We start from the raw sequence: 15,280 nt of genomic DNA on the forward strand, positions 1-15,280 counted from the left end.
TTGGCGATATCATTGGCTGCGCGGCGTCCATGGCCTTGCCGGCAACCCGATAGATCTGCAGGGAGTTATTTATGGCGCAAGCCAATCAGCACGGCGGCAACGTACTGGACATGGCGTTAGCCTCGGGGGTGGATGAAGCCTCGATCGTGGATTTCAGCGCCAATATCAATCCGCTCGGCATGCCGCCTAGCCTCAGGCGGGCGCTGGCCGAAACGTGGGCGCTGGCGGAGCGCTATCCCGATCCGCTTTATCGCCGGCTGCACGCCAGGCTTGCCGCGCACCATGGCTGCCCGGCATCCTGGATCCTGGCGGGCAACGGCGCCACCGAGCTGATTTATGATCTCGCGTTCCTGCTGCGCGGCAAAACCGTGCTGCTGTTAAGCCCGGGTTTCGCCGAATATCGGCTCGCCCTGGAGGGCATGGACTGCCGCATCAGGGAATATCGGCTGGCGGAGCACGATGATTTTCGCCCCGACCCGCGCCTGTTGGCGGCGCTCGGCCCCGGCATCGACTGCCTGTTTCTCTGCACGCCCAATAATCCCACCGGCCAGCTGATTGAACCTGATCTTATGCAGGCCATCACCCTGCGCTGCCGCGAACTGGCGATTACGCTGGTGGTGGATGAGGCTTTTATGGATTTCATCCCCGGCGGCGTCAGTATGATTGATAGCCTGTCCGGTTTGCCTGCGGTATTTGTTCTGCGTTCGCTGACTAAATTTTACGCCATCCCCGGCCTGCGGCTGGGCTATATGGTCAGCAGCGACGGGCAGGCGGTGGCGCGGTTGCGCGAACGCCGCCCCCCCTGGACCATAAACGCCTTCGCCGCGCTGGCCGGTGAAGTGGTACTGGACGATGCGGATTATCAGCGTGATTCAAGGCAATGGCTGCAAGAGCAACAGGCATACCTGTTTACAGGACTTAACGCCCTGCCAGCGCTCAAGGTCTGGCGGCCGGCGGCCAATTTTATCTTTTTTCGCTGCCTGCGCCCCGGCCTCGATTTACAGGGTCTGCTGCTGCGACAGGGCTTGTTGATCCGCAGCTGCGCCAACTATGCCGGCCTGTCCGGCGAGTATTATCGTGTGGCTATCAAGGATAAGGCGGATAATCGCCGCCTGCTCGACGCCTTGCGCAAGGTGTTTGCCCATGATTAAACAATGCTGTCATTCCAGCGGCCCGTGGTATACCCATGGCTGAGGCACGCTGCCCCGCTTCCTGCGGCGAGCTGCTGCAGGGCTGGATTAACGGCGGCGAAAAGCTGGTGTCCTGCCCTATCGACTGGTTTAGCGAGGTGGAAGTGCGCGCGGGGCCGCCTATGGCGGATGAACGCCCGCTCAGCCGGCGCATGCTCGATCAGGTTATCAAGCATTTTGGTGTCAATCCCGGTGACGTGCCGCCGCTGCGCATCGAGCGCCGGTCCACCATTCCCATCGCCAAGGGGCTGGCGAGCAGCACCGCCGATATTGCCGCCACGGCAGTGGCCACCGCGCGCTGGCTTGGGCGGGAGCTTGATGAAATGACCCTGGCGCGGCTTTGCCTGCGGCTGGAGCCCACCGACAGCACGGTATTTAAAGCGCTGACGCTGTTTGACCACCGCCGGGGCACCTGCCATATTTCCCATCACTGGTTGCCCCAGCTCGATATCCTTATCCTGGAAAGCCCGCATACGCTTACCACCGCCGCGTCACATCAGCAAATTCACGATGATCAGCTTCGCGCGCAGGCGCAGCCGCTGCAAAATGCCTGGCTATTGTTCCAGCAAAGCTGCGTCGCGCACTCTCCCGGCCTGCTGGGCGCCGCCGCCACGCTCAGCGCCCGGGCGCGTAATGCGCTGTTGCCGAAACCCGGGTTCGAGACGCTGCTGCGCTTTGTGGAACAGCAGGATCTCTACGGCCTGAACGTCGCCCACAGCGGCACCGTGGTGGGCCTGCTGCTCAATGCGAGGACACATGACACCGACAGACTTATGGCCGCCCTGGCGGAAACCGGCCTCCTGCGCCACTACACCCGCCAGCATATTACGCGCCTGGTAGCGGGCGGCGTGCGTTAGCCCTATCAAAAAACAACATGCCCTATTAGGCAATTGACTACTTCATACCAGGCAATATACTTAGTATTACTTCCTATGTGATTATATTTTACTGGCTTTGATAAAATGTTTATTAATTTTATTTTTCAACCTATAACGAAGGGCTGACCTGCCGATATTTTTTGAAAGATATAAGGTCATCGCCCTCATTTATAAGATTCAACTATAATTTTGAGATAGCAATATAAGGAAGTGATTATTCCCGTTGCAGTTAATAAGCCAGAATATGACAGGGACACCGGGCAGCATCCCTGGAGGCGACGCCAGTGAAATAAATTTTTTTCAGGTTTTTTTACTATCGCAATTTTTATATTGATAAATTGATTATCCCATCCATTTCAACAACGACGAGATATTAATTGAAAAATACTCATATTTTATGAAATCGCACATATTATAACGAGGAATTATACATGAAAAATTCATTTGTAAGTAATTGCAATCAACCCACTCTAGCCCCCCCATCAACAGCGGTAAATATACATTTAGAAAACGTTACGTCAACCACCGTCACGATACTCTGGGATATTAGCGAAGGCGCGCCAGTTCAATATTGGCAGATTTTCGACAGTGAGAGAAATGTGGTCATAAAATACATTCCGGGATTTCCCCATAGACTTTTTCTTACCGATTTATACCCCTATACCTTCTATACTATATTTATTGTTGGCATAGGCTACGACGGCACACCGAGCAGGCTCAACCGGCCTTTTCACTTTTTCACGAATGCGTTACCGGGTTCGTCGCGCCCGGGATGCTACCCGCACGACTATTGCAAGCCGCCGCGCCCGCCCTATAATCCGCCGCATCAGCATTGCCAGCCGCCGCGTCCGCCTTATTATCCGCCGCATCAGCACTGCGAGCCGCCGCGTCCGCCTTATTATCCGCCGCATCAGCATTGCCAGCCGCCGCGCCCGCCCTATTATCCGCCGCATCAGCATTGCGAGCCGCCGCGCCCGCCCTATTATCCACAGTATCAGCCTTGCAAGCCGCCGCGCCCGCCCTATTATCCGCCGCATCAGCATTGCCAGCCGCCGCGCCCGCCTTATTATCCGCCGCATCAGCATTGCGAGCCGCCGCGCCCGCCCTATTATCCGCCGCATCAGCATTGCGAGCCGCCACGCCCGCCTTATTATCCGCCGCATCAGCATTGCGAGCCGCCGCGCCCGCCCTATTATCCGCCGCATCAGCCTTGCGAGCCGCCGCGCCCGCCCTATTATCCGCCGCATCAGCCCTGCGAGCCGCCGCGCCCGCCTTATTATCCGCCGCATCAGCATTGCGAGCCGCCGCGCCCGCCTTATTATCCGCCGCGTCCGTCTGGTGAACATCAACGATATTAATTTACTACTAAATAACACCCTCCCAGCTGCCCGTTTAACGGGCAGCAAAAACAGGCAAACCAATAATGGGTTTGTTTTATTAATTTTATACTTTATCAATAAATAAAGATCATTAATTGAAATTGATGACAGGGGGAAAAACTCAATCCAGCATTTTAGCTATAATCATAATGATAAGCCAACATTTAAATAGTGAACATTGAGGGTATTATAATGCAAAATCAATTTTCCCTGGACCGCAATGCCCCTGTATTTTTGCGCCCGGCGGTTCCCGTAAACCTGAATCTCGCCATACTTACCGCGACCACCGCTATTTTAACCTGGGACGCTGGCCAGGGCGGCGCGCCCACCGCCTATTACCGCGCATTGCACGCGGGGTTTCCCGGGGGGTGGATAGCACAAACCCGCGGCGATGAGACATCCGTATCAATTTGTTATCTATCCCCGAATACACGCCATGATTTTTATATTTTTGCCGTGGGCTTTGACAATATATTAAGCGTAGCATCGGAACCGCTTAACTGTTTTACGCCGGAACAGGTTTATTCGTGGCCATCTGACGCCTGCGGCGCGGATTAATGTTACCCGCCAACGATGCCTTTACACCCATGCCGTTACCTCAGCGCCTGGGTGGACACAATGCGATCTATTTTAGCGATCCGTTTACCGTCCCAGATAAACTCATAATGCGCGCTTTGCTGGACGCTTTTCACTCCTTTCGGGGTAAACAGTCCCCAGCAGACCGCGCCCGGCCGGCGGACCGAACGATAGCGCAGCGCAGCACATCCATTGGCTTTCAAAGAGCGCCCCAGCTCCCTGGCGGCGGTATAGCTAAGCGGATCATAGACCACGTTGGCAAGCGGCAGCACCAGCGCGTCGTAAGCCGGCGCCGGATCGAAAATAAACACCAGGCCGCGCATCACCAGGCGATCATATTTCAGTCCATCGATAAACTGCCAGGAGCGCTCCTGGTGATAGGCCACCTCCGCCAGGGCGGTGGCCATCTCATCGGCAAGATACAACATGCCGAATGTGCCGTCGGAAAAACGGCTGCCCAGCGGATTAACATGGGTAAACGGCGCTACCGCGTAGGAACAGCCCGCAATGCCGAACGGAATTTCCCCGGCGGCCAAAAACGCCAGGTCGCCGGTTTCATTTTGCAGCCTGGGGTTGGTCAATGCCTGTAGCGCATAAAGGATGTCGAACTCTGCCTCGTCGGCCACATCCTCAAATAACGCGATCGGCGGATATTTAGAAGTAATCAGCCGGTAGCCGCGCTGTTGCGCGATCTCCAGGGCGGGCAGTCTGGGTGGGGCCGTGACTACCATTGCCCCCCCCGCAGCGCGTCCAGCTGTTTATGGACTTCGTATAACGTGCCGAAATGGCCGGTGCTGAGCATATCCAGCGGCCTGCGCCCGCTAAAATAAGGATTATGGTTGTTCAGCGCCATAAAACCATACACGTTTTCGGGGTTTTCGAATAACGTGCGCAGCGAGGCGTGGATATTGAGCAGGTAGCTCAAACGCTCCAATTGATCGTTGGTCAGCTGGGCTGCGGCCGGATCTTTCCTGAATTTATAAAAGGACGCTTTTGAGATCTGCAAAATGGCCTGCGCCTGTTCAGGGGTGCACCCCCATTTATCAAGGATAGCCATCACCGTTTTAAGCCCAACGGCGGCGACATGCCGTTTCTCGTCGTTAAACGGTAATTTGTGCGGCAATACCATTACTGAGCCCTCCGCTGTCGTCTTGGTATTATTATGGACCAATTATCAATATTAGTCTACCTAAAGACTATGACGGGCACTGAAACCACAGATCGGGCAGGATATCCAGCGATAGGGTTAAGCTATGAGGAAATACCTCTTTATCGCGGTACATAAACCTGATGGTGCCAAGCGAGGCGGTATAGGTTAATTCATTTCTGGCGGCCACATTCAGTAAGGTACAAGGCACGGTGCCGACACGCGATGCCAGCGTATTCTGCCTGACCAATTGGATATCATTAAGCTGGAAGAGCGGATTGGTCCCCGCGTTCTGCAGGCTGCAGCTATCGGCAAGATGCTCCAGCCGCTTGAGGGCCGGATCGTAGCTTTTATCGGCCGCCAGCGCCGACATCATCTGATTGAGCGCAATGATAAATTCATCATAAATCTGCCGGAGCACCTTCTTTTGGATTGTATAAGTCGCGATTGCCCTCACCGCGGAACGTTTATCTAAACTGTCGATGTTGCTTCGGGCGGCATAGTCCTCGACGGCGTGAATAATATCGTATAGATGGAGTTGTTGTCCCTGCCCTTGGCCCGCATTGCAGCCCGGGTCTTTCTTTTTAACGAGCAAATATTCGCCAAGCGTGGTATTCATGGTCCAGGGTCGCAAGGACTTTTTCAGCCGCAGGTAAAAGGGCTTTTGCGCAGGGGGATAGATAATAACTTCCGCGGTTTTTTGCTGATTAAATAACCGCAGATTCTGTTTATAGTCCCCCGGGGATACAATAAACGTACTGATCTCCTCCCCCGCTTTTATCCTTTGATAACCGTGGAAGCGATCGACGGCATTCTTGAGGATTTTGCTTAGCGATTCCACTTGGTCGCCGACGTGTTTCGGCAATCGTTTCAAAAAGCCGGCAATCACGTAGTTAAGCTCGTTGGCTATCAGGTTAAACGCCGGCTCCGCTTCCTGCTCCCGCCCTGTTTCAGCGTTGCCTGCGGGCAATGTAATCAGGGGGGACGACTCAATTTTCAACGTCGCCCCGTCCAGGCGATAATGTCTGGCCGCGGCATTGCGGGTGACGGGCAGCGTCTGCTTGAGCTCCTCGGTTAACGGCAAGGGAAAACACAGCAGGGTATTACCCGGTGCCGGTGTCATGGCAATGGGCATAATTTTGCTCTCCTGATAAGAAAATAAGGAGAAGCCGAGGTATTTTTGCTGCAGGTTAACCTGCCTGTCGTTGACGGGTTGCCCGGAAAAATACGTGGTGACCTCATCCGTTTGCTTATTGATATCAAAAATATTTACCGCGCCGCCTGCCCCCAAGGCGGTGCGCGGCAGCACCATAAAGGTGTTTGGATCGGCCATAAAACCCACCTGTGCCCGCAGCTCGCTTTTGGCTTCCAGCAGCAGGGTTGCCCCCTGGCCGCGGCAGGTTTTGGTTATCGCTTGCCGGATCAATTTCGCGAAATAAGGTGCGAGATGCTCTTCGCGATGCAGGGCTGCGCTTTGCGGAATAAAAATAGCGTCAAGCAGCAGGCCGATTTCCTGTTCGCAGACATCGATACTAAAATTGAATTGCGCGTTTTTGTTAGCCACCAGTATGGCATTCGCTTCTAAGGGCAATACCGTAGAGAAATCAATATTATTATAATTTAATAATTTACCATTCTCTTCTAAACCTTGGCCGGTTCCTAGAATAGCAATTAATGTCTTATAATTAATTTTGTTATAATTTAATTTGATACTTCCGTTGTCATTTTTGGTCAACGTTAACGATTGCCCCCGGCTATACCGGACCATGGCGCCGGTAAACCAGCCGGGCATAAAGGGCAGTCCGGCCGCGGCGATACCGAGAAAAAAAGAAGCATCGAACAATTTGTTCAGGGAAATCGATTCATTTTTTCCCAGCAAGGATAAGGTGTATCTTATTTTGTCGCTGATATCCTCCTTAGCGCTGAGATAAGAGGAAGCAGAAGCAAATAATTTGTTCATTTCTTTATTATTTACGAACTTATTTATTTCGCCGAACTCACGGGTGAAGGCATGAGTCCCGGTTTGTGGCGCGGCGACGCGTGGGGGCTGGGCGATTTTTCTGGTCAGGGTTTGCGCCAGGCATCGTACCCCGGGGTCCACCGCTTGCGCCAGTGCGATACCGGCACGTCTGCGATCGCCACGGTAGTTCAATGCTCTGGCGCGCTTTAGTCTCACCCTGAAATTATCAATGGTTTTAGCCAATAACGGGATCCGCCGGCTGCTGAATTTTCCCCAGCGGTAGTTGGTAAAAGGCTGGCCTGAAAATACCTTATCATAGGGGTTGTTTCCGGAGCCTGACGAAAAATTCTGCGGCGGTTTTTGGCTTAAATGCCTGATAGTGGCCTTCACGGCATCCACATGGTCGGCATCCAGGTAAAAAACGTTTAATTTCCCGTTGTGATTCACCGTTAGCTTAACCCTATTGAGTATTTGGCAAGCGGATAAAATGTTAACTGCCCCGGATAGGGGTAACCGGAGTTTTATCTCCCGGCGGCCCCGGGTGTGATCGTAACCCTGTGCCGGGATCGCCAGAAAAAGGCTGCCCTCTTTAAAGACCAATTCTACCGTCTTCCCATCATGGCTGTGTAAGCATAGATCATCCGGCATCCGTCCCGCTTGCGGCAATTTTTTCAGTAAAATGCTGATATTGAAATAGGCATCGAATCCGGCATTGACGTCGAGGGTAGTCGTGGTGCTGTCGGTATTCAGCGTTAATTTATAATAATCGGCCGCGCCTTTTTTTTTCCCTATCAGGCTGCCCTTATCATTGACGATTAATCGATCAAAGCGCAGGTCGTCATGGTCTTTAAAATCAACCGTGGCAATATAAAATTTTTTCGTCCCCTTGACCTTCTGCCAGGCGCCTTTGAAAAAATCCTTTTGCTTGCCTTTTACCAGTACTATCCTCCCTTCCTGGTCAAGGGTTATGCCTTGCTGCAAAAAGAAACCATCGCGCAGGGAACCGCTATAAACATACTGGGCGGCATCAAGCGCATAATCCGCGCCGGCGAGATCATAACGCAACGTGCTTTTTATAAGCACAAGATCAGACTCACTGTTTATATCAGGTAACGCTTCCGTACGACGTAGCATAAATGTCGCTAAGGGGGGATCGTTCTCCTTTGTTCCGCTTACGGCATTTAAAGCATCAGGAATCGATGCATATTGCAATGATAATTTTTCACCGTCATTTCTCGCGGTTTGAAAATTACGCCGCAACGTAGAATTTTTAGACAGGCAGAATTTTATGGCAAATGATTCAGATATATCATCCACATTATCCTTATAACAAGGATATGTATTATCTACATATTTCATAACCCTCCCTATGTTAGAGATTATTATTAACCGACTCTATTATTAGCGCAAGGAAACTGCATATTGACTGCGCCAGAATTCGCGCCGGTAATTATCAGCGTTAGCACTGGCAAGTGCTAATGAAATAATTTGATCAATATCTCAATTTTTTGCTAATTTCTGTATTTATTGGTCTCGATGCGCATATAACAGACAATAAATAGGCGCTGCGGAATAGGAGGAAGAGACGGATACCAGGAGCGGGAATGCCGCCGGCAACGGCAACGGCCATGTTGCGGCGCGGGAAGGGCCGCCGCACGTCCGGTTTGCAGGGGCTTAAACCCGCTTCATGGCGACGATAAACAGGCGCGGGAACGCCAGCAATACCTTGCCGTCGGCGCGCGCCGGATAAGCGTTAACCAGCGCCTGTTGATAGCGTGCGATAAACGACGCCTGCAGCGCATCGTCCAGCCGCTCCAAGAACGGGCGCAGGCCGGTGGCGCGCAGCCATTCCACGATCGCCCCCGCCGACGGCATGACATGGAAATAGGTGGTGCGCCAGATATCCACCGATAGCGCATCGGGCGCCAGCAGATCATAATAATCCCGCGCGCTTACTATCTTTACCCGGATACCCGCCGCATCGCCGATATGCTGCCGCCAGGGCGCTTCCTGAGCGATACGCCGCATTTCGCTGTGACTGGGCTCCTCACGGTTATCCGGCATTTGCACCGCCAGGCAGCCGCCCGGTGCCGTGAGGGAAAACAGCCGGGGAAACAGGGTCTCATGGTCCGGCACCCATTGCAGCGAAGCGTTGGCGTAAATAATGTCCTGAGCGGCGTCCGGCCGCCAGGCGGTGATATCCTCCTGGCTGAACCGGCACTGCGGCAGGCGCGCGCGCGCGTTGCCCAGCATGGCGGCCGAACTGTCGATACCGGTTATCACCGCCTGCGGAAAGCGCTCATGCAGCCCCTGGGTGGAGTTGCCGGGGCCGCAGCCGAGATCCGTTATCCGCGCAGGCGACGTCAGCGGAATGCGCGACAGCAGTTCAAGCGCCGGGCGGGTTCTCTCCGCCTCGAATTGTCGGTAAAGGGTGGGATTCCAATCTGTCATGGCGCGGTCCTCATCAATTAACGCCCCCGGCGGGCAAAACGCTCACGGTTCTCGCTACGGGCAATGTCGGATTTTTTCAGCGCTACGTAGCAGGCGCCGGCGCCGCCGTGGCAGGCCTGCGCGCTGCAAAACGCCTGTACTTGGTCAAACTGCGCCAGCCAGCGCGCCACGAAGCTGCGCACAATATTGGCATGACTGTCGTGATTACGCCCTTTCCCGTGAATAATCAATACCGTGCGCACGCCCGCGCGTTGCAGGCGCAGCATAAAGGCAAACAGATTCAGCCGGCAGGTCTCCACGGGCGCGCGGGTCAGGTTCAGGGTGGCCTCGATGGGATAGCGGCCGCCGCGCAGCTTATCAAGCACACCTTGCTGAATGCCGTCCCGCTTATAACTCAGGGGAAGATCGAGCGGGATGACGTCATGCAGGGCGGTGACAAGGAAATTATCGACAGCGTCGTCTGGCCGGCGCCTCGCCACCGGGGGTTTATGCCGCAGGAAAACCACGTTGGCCGGATCCTTTAGCGGTTTGACATCGTCCATGGCCTCTTTAAACAGATCTTCATCATTACAGGTCATTGTTGTCACTCGCGCTTACCGGGGCGACCGGTTTCGCCCTGGTGTTAATCAGTCACACATCACTTGCAGTACCGGTTTACTATAGACCGGCGGCGGCGTAATTTCACGGCCGGTCTATTTTCCTCCTCGACGGCGGCGGCCGCTCAGAGAGACGCGAAGGCGCGGCCGATCACCCTGGCCGACGCGGCGTAGGCCCGCTGTTCCTCAGGCGCCAGCGTCACCGGCAGCGTGCGCTCAATGCCCCCGGCCCCGACGATGGCCGGTTGGCCGATATACACCCCTTCCCGCTCATCCCACGCCGACACCGGGAATACGGTCTGCCCGTCGGACAGCACCGCGTCCACCAGCCGCGCCGTGGCGGTGCCGATGCCGAAACTGGTCCAGCCCTTGCCCTGCAGAATTTCCCAGCCCCCTGCGCGCACCTGATCTTTCATTGCCGCCAGATCGGGCTGTTTATCGCCGGCCCATTCGCTGACCGGCAGCCCGCCGATGCGCACGGTGCTCCAGGCGACAAATTGAGATTCGCCGTGTTCGCCCATCACGTAGCCGCTGACGCTTTTGGGATCCACCGCGAAAAACTCGCCGACCACCCTTTTCATACGCGCGGTATCCAGCGACGTGCCGGTGCCGAACACCCGTGATGCCGGCAGGCCGCTTTCCCGCTGGATGACGGCGGCAATCACGTCGCAGGGATTGGTGATGCTGATAATGACGCCGCTAAAACCGCTCGCCATGATGCGCGGCACCACCTGCGAGACCGTGGCGCTGGTTTCCACCAGCTCTTCCATCCGGTCTTCACGCAAAAGGGTCGTCGGCCCGATCGCCATGACCACCACCCGCGCCCGCTGCAGCGCGGCATAATCATTAACGACGATATGCACCCTGGACGCGACCAGGGACGCCATATCGCGCAGTTCCAGCCCCTGGCTGCGCGCCTTGGCCTCATTAGTGTCGATTAAGACGATTTCGTCGCACAGTCCCTGGGTCACCAGGGAAAATGCCGTATCGGCCCCCACATGGCCCGCGCCGATAATGCCTACTGTCCGCCCCATAGCTGTTATCCCCTGATGTTAAAGGTGTTTCATCCCCGTGTTTTTTTTACCTTACACCTTTTAAAACGCAAAACCCACCGGCAAAATGTCCCCCGCGCCCGGGATATTTTAGCTAAATGTGCACCAGGGTCGCTGGACACTTTATCATCGACACCAATTGATGGTAAAATTGACCCAAATCAAGTAATGCATGAGCGGCGAGATATGATCATCCAGGAAAAGCGTATTATCAGACGAATCCAGTCTGGCGGTTGTGCGATCCACTGTCAGGATTGTAGTATCAGCCAATTATGTATTCCTTTTACCCTCAATGAGCACGAGCTGGACCAGCTCGACAATATCATTGAGCGCAAAAAACCCATTCAGAAGGGCCAGGCGCTGTTCAAGGCCGGCGACGAGCTTAAATCGCTCTACGCCATCCGTTCCGGCACCATCAAAAGCTACACCATCACCGAGCAGGGCGACGAGCAGATTACCGGCTTTCATCTGGCGGGCGATCTGGTGGGCTTCGACGCCATCGGCGCCGGCCAGCATCCCAGCTTCGCCCAGGCGCTGGAAACCTCAATGGTATGCGAGATCCCCTTTGAAACCCTCGACGACCTGTCCGGCAAGATGCCCAACCTGCGCCAGCAGATGATGCGGCTCATGAGCGGCGAAATTAAGGGCGATCAGGATATGATCCTGCTGCTGTCTAAAAAGAACGCCGAGGAACGGCTGGCGGCTTTTGTCTATAATCTGTCGCGGCGTTTTGCCCAGCGCGGCTTCTCACCCCGTGAATTTCGCCTGACCATGACCCGGGGCGATATCGGCAACTATCTCGGCCTGACCGTCGAGACCATCAGCCGCCTGCTGGGCCGGTTCCAGAAAAGCGGCATGCTGGCGGTGAAAGGTAAATACATCACCATTGAAGACGGCGAAGCGTTGTCGGAGCTGGCCGGCACGCCGCAAAAGGTAAGTTGATAACAAGCATTTAGCCTCCGGCCGGGGACATAATTTTCTATTTTATTGATCCGGCTTCACTTCTCTTCTGTCCGTGATTGTTCCAATGAGTTACTCTTATTTTAACATTCTGTGGCATTACAGAAATGAAGGAGTCTCTTAATGGCCAAGTATCGCAATTTATTAGTCGCAATCGATCCTAACCAGGATGATCAGCCCGCCCTGCGCCGGGCCGTGTATCTGGTGCATCAATTGGGCGGTTCCATCAAAGCCTTCCTGCCCATCTATGATTTTTCCTACGAAATGACCACGCTGCTCTCCCCCGACGAACGCACCGCGATGCGCCAGGGCGTCATCAGCCAGCGTACCGCCTGGATAGAGGAGCAGTGCCAGCACTACTTGAGCAGCGGCGTGCCCATCGAAATCAAGGTGGTGTGGCATAACCGTCCGTTCGAAGCCATTATCCAGGAAGTCATCGCCCATAAACACGACCTGGTGCTGAAAATGGCCCATCAGCACGACAGGTTTGAATCAGTGATATTTACCCCGACAGACTGGCATTTGCTGCGCAAATGCCCCTGCCCGGTCTGGATGGTGAAGGATCAGCCGTGGCCGGAAGGCGGCAAGGCGCTGGTGGCGGTCAATCTCTCCGGCGAGGAGCCGTATCACGATCCCCTGAACATCAAGCTGGTCACCGAAACCCTGGCCCTGGCGAAACAGGTGAACCAGACCGAGGTTCATTTGGTGGGCGCCTACCCGGTCACGCCCATTAATATCGCCATTGAACTGCCGGATTTTGATCCCAGCGTCTATAACGACGCCATTCGCGGTCAGCATTTGATCGCGATGAAAAGCCTGCGCCAGAAATTCCAGCTGGATGAAAAATTCACCCATGTGGAAAAAGGCCTGCCGGAGGAAGTCATTCCCGATCTGGCCGAGCATCTGGATGCCGGTGTGGTGGTGCTGGGCAGCATCGGCCGCACCGGGTTTTCCGCCGCGTTCATCGGCAATACCACCGAATTGGTGATCGATCATCTGAAATGCGATTTGCTGGCTATCAAGCCGGACGACTATGTCTCGCCGGTGACGCTGGAAGGCGGCGATAAGTACGAATAAAGATCGGCGTGGGTTATTGGCTTATGCCGCCAATGCTCCCGTTATGCACCGGCCCGGTTATGCGCTCCAGGCGCAACCGGGCCTCGATCCGCTCCCGGCGGCTCTTGCCGGGGTCATTGGCGCCGTCAGCGCGCTTTATGCCGGGTTAAATGTCGCTTTACGCATTGCATTTATGCAGAAATTGCGTTGCTGTTGCCTTGGTGGACGGGACGTTGCATCAAGATACCGACAGTCGATAGTTTCCCCGAAACATGCCTGCTTCCATAAATAAAAAACACCATGTCATGCAGACTATGGTGTTGACGTTGATCCGGCATAGAGTGCGCTGGCTTTGCAAATCACGGCTGGATGAGCCGCCGGGAGCGGCGAAAGGACGGGCTGCGCCTGGAGCGCATCCCGTACGGTCCAAAGCTGTGATGCAGTGAAGCCAGGGACCGCGCAGCGGCGCGCGATCTGCCGGACGCACGGAGGTTAAGGAGGGCCAGGCGTATGGCCCTCCTTATCGCTTGCCTGCGCCCGGCTAAGCATATAGTCACCCAACGGATGGCAAGCGAAACCTTCACTGGCGCACCATAAAACACCGAGCAAGCGAAACCTTCGCGGCACTATCCCATCACATCATAACGCGCGCAAGATCGCCTCGACGCTGGCCTTGGCATCGCCAAACAGCATCTGGGTGTTTTCCTTGAAGAACAGCGGATTCTGCACCCCGGCGTAGCCGGTGTTCATGGAGCGCTTAAACACGATCACATTCTGCGCTTTCCACACTTCCAGTACCGGCATCCCCGCAATCGGACTGCGCGGATCTTCCTGCGCCGCCGGGTTAACGGTATCGTTGGCGCCGATCACCAGCACGGTGTCGGTGCTGCTGAAATCCTCGTTGATCTCATCCATTTCCAGCACCACATCGTAAGGCACCTTGGCTTCCGCCAGCAGCACATTCATATGCCCGGGCAAACGCCCCGCCACCGGATGGATGCCGAAGCGGACCTTGATGCCGCGGGCAATCAGCTTGGCGGTGATATCATGCACCGGATACTGGGCCTGCGCTACCGCCATGCCGTAGCCGGGGGTGATAATGACGGTACTCGAGCCTTTTAACAGCTCGGCCACTTCTTCCGCCGTGGTTTCGCGATATTCGCCCATCTCGGTTTCTTCGCCGCCGCCGGAGCCGTCGGTGCCGAACCCGCCGGCAATCACGCTCAGGAACGAGCGGTTCATGGCTTTACACATGATATAGGACAGGATCGCCCCCGATGACCCTACCAGGGCGCCGGTCACGATCAGCAAGTCGTTGCTGAGCATAAAACCCGCCGCCGCCGCCGCCCACCCCGAATAGGAGTTCAGCATCGACACGACCACCGGCATATCGGCCCCGCCGATGGAAGCCACCAGGTGCCAGCCGAACACCAGCGCGATAATGGTCATCAGCAGCAGCGCGATGGATTGCAGGGCGACGCTTTCGGTCCTGACAAACAGCACCAGCAGCAGGAACGACACGACCAATGCCGCCAGGTTCATATGATGGCGGTACGGCAACATCAGCGGGCGCGAGGAAATTTTACCGCGCAGTTTGCCAAACGCCACAATCGAACCGGTAAAGGTGACCGCACCGATAAAGATGCCTAAAAACACTTCGGTCAGATGGATATTTTCCATCACCGCATTGATGATATCGCCATGATCGAGATAGCTGTTAAAGCCCACCAGGACGGCGGCCAGGCCGACAAAGCTGTGGAGGATGGCCACCAGTTCGGGCATTTCGGTCATTTCGACCTTACGCGCCAGGTAAACCCCGATGCTGCCGCCTATCACCATGGCGACGATGATCCAGCCGACATTGCCGGCATGGGGGCCAAAAATGGTGGCGATAAGCGCAATCGCCATCCCGCTGACACCAAACAGATTGCCCTGCCGTGAGCTTTCGTGTTTGGACAACCCCGCCAGGCTGAAAATAAATAAAATAGCGGCAACTATATACGCCGCCGTCACTAATCCTTCAGACATGGGTTTA

The 15,280-nt window shown here is 55.2% G+C and carries 12 protein-coding genes; 4 read left to right on the forward strand and 8 right to left on the reverse strand.

Features of this window, described 5'->3' with window-relative positions:
• Positions 1 to 71: 71 nt before the first annotated feature.
• Both cobD and ABUK12_RS04465 read left to right on the forward strand, forming a co-directional pair.
• The gene (cobD, locus tag ABUK12_RS04460) at positions 72 to 1,151 is read left to right on the forward strand and encodes a threonine-phosphate decarboxylase CobD (RefSeq protein ID WP_410015146.1); all 1,080 of its coding nucleotides are present in this window, start codon (positions 72 to 74) and stop codon (positions 1,149 to 1,151) included.
• 35 nt (positions 1,152 to 1,186) lie between these two features.
• Positions 1,187 to 2,047: a GHMP kinase gene (locus ABUK12_RS04465; RefSeq protein WP_410015147.1), complete on the forward strand. Its 861-nt coding sequence runs from the start codon at positions 1,187 to 1,189 to the stop codon at positions 2,045 to 2,047.
• A 770-nt stretch (positions 2,048 to 2,817) separates the two neighbouring features.
• Here the strand turns inward: ABUK12_RS04465 and ABUK12_RS04470 are convergent.
• From ABUK12_RS04470 to ABUK12_RS04500, 7 genes are all read right to left on the reverse strand, one after another.
• Positions 2,818 to 3,363 carry a hypothetical protein gene (locus ABUK12_RS04470; RefSeq protein WP_410015148.1) on the reverse strand — a complete coding sequence of 182 codons (546 nt, stop codon included), beginning with the start codon at positions 3,361 to 3,363 and terminating at the stop codon, positions 2,818 to 2,820.
• Positions 3,364 to 4,040: 677 nt separating this feature from the next.
• The gene (locus tag ABUK12_RS04475; protein WP_410015149.1) at positions 4,041 to 4,754 is read right to left on the reverse strand and encodes an RES family NAD+ phosphorylase; all 714 of its coding nucleotides are present in this window, start codon (positions 4,752 to 4,754) and stop codon (positions 4,041 to 4,043) included.
• On the reverse strand, positions 4,748 to 5,152 hold the full coding sequence (locus tag ABUK12_RS04480; RefSeq protein ID WP_410015150.1) for an antitoxin Xre-like helix-turn-helix domain-containing protein: 405 nt from the start codon (positions 5,150 to 5,152) through the stop codon (positions 4,748 to 4,750). The genes ABUK12_RS04475 and ABUK12_RS04480 overlap by 7 nt, the downstream gene beginning before the upstream one ends.
• 67 nt (positions 5,153 to 5,219) lie before the next feature.
• On the reverse strand, positions 5,220 to 8,489 hold the full coding sequence (locus ABUK12_RS04485; RefSeq protein ID WP_410015151.1) for a hypothetical protein: 3,270 nt from the start codon (positions 8,487 to 8,489) through the stop codon (positions 5,220 to 5,222).
• A 315-nt stretch (positions 8,490 to 8,804) separates the two neighbouring features.
• The gene (gene tam, locus ABUK12_RS04490; RefSeq protein ID WP_410015152.1) at positions 8,805 to 9,581 is read right to left on the reverse strand and encodes a trans-aconitate 2-methyltransferase; all 777 of its coding nucleotides are present in this window, start codon (positions 9,579 to 9,581) and stop codon (positions 8,805 to 8,807) included.
• A gap of 17 nt (positions 9,582 to 9,598) precedes the next feature.
• On the reverse strand, positions 9,599 to 10,159 hold the full coding sequence (gene smrA / locus ABUK12_RS04495; RefSeq protein WP_410015153.1) for a DNA endonuclease SmrA: 561 nt from the start codon (positions 10,157 to 10,159) through the stop codon (positions 9,599 to 9,601).
• 143 nt (positions 10,160 to 10,302) lie between these two features.
• Positions 10,303 to 11,211 carry an L-lactate dehydrogenase gene (locus ABUK12_RS04500; protein WP_410015154.1) on the reverse strand — a complete coding sequence of 303 codons (909 nt, stop codon included), beginning with the start codon at positions 11,209 to 11,211 and terminating at the stop codon, positions 10,303 to 10,305.
• Between the two features lie 207 nt (positions 11,212 to 11,418).
• On the opposite strand from ABUK12_RS04500, the gene fnr reads away from it, so the two are divergent.
• A complete protein-coding gene (gene fnr / locus ABUK12_RS04505) occupies positions 11,419 to 12,171 on the forward strand; it encodes a fumarate/nitrate reduction transcriptional regulator Fnr (RefSeq protein WP_331119250.1) in 753 nt (250 codons plus the stop codon).
• Between the two features lie 141 nt (positions 12,172 to 12,312).
• A complete protein-coding gene (gene uspE, locus ABUK12_RS04510) occupies positions 12,313 to 13,266 on the forward strand; it encodes a universal stress protein UspE (protein WP_410015155.1) in 954 nt (317 codons plus the stop codon).
• A gap of 618 nt (positions 13,267 to 13,884) precedes the next feature.
• Here the strand turns inward: uspE and pntB are convergent.
• Entirely contained in the window at positions 13,885 to 15,273 is a 1,389-nt protein-coding gene (pntB, locus tag ABUK12_RS04515; protein WP_410015156.1) for a Re/Si-specific NAD(P)(+) transhydrogenase subunit beta, read from the reverse strand.
• Positions 15,274 to 15,280 lie beyond the last annotated feature (7 nt).

The sequence above is a fragment of the Sodalis sp. C49 genome (genome assembly GCF_046352915.1).
Classification (GTDB): Bacteria; Pseudomonadota; Gammaproteobacteria; order Enterobacterales; family Enterobacteriaceae; genus Acerihabitans.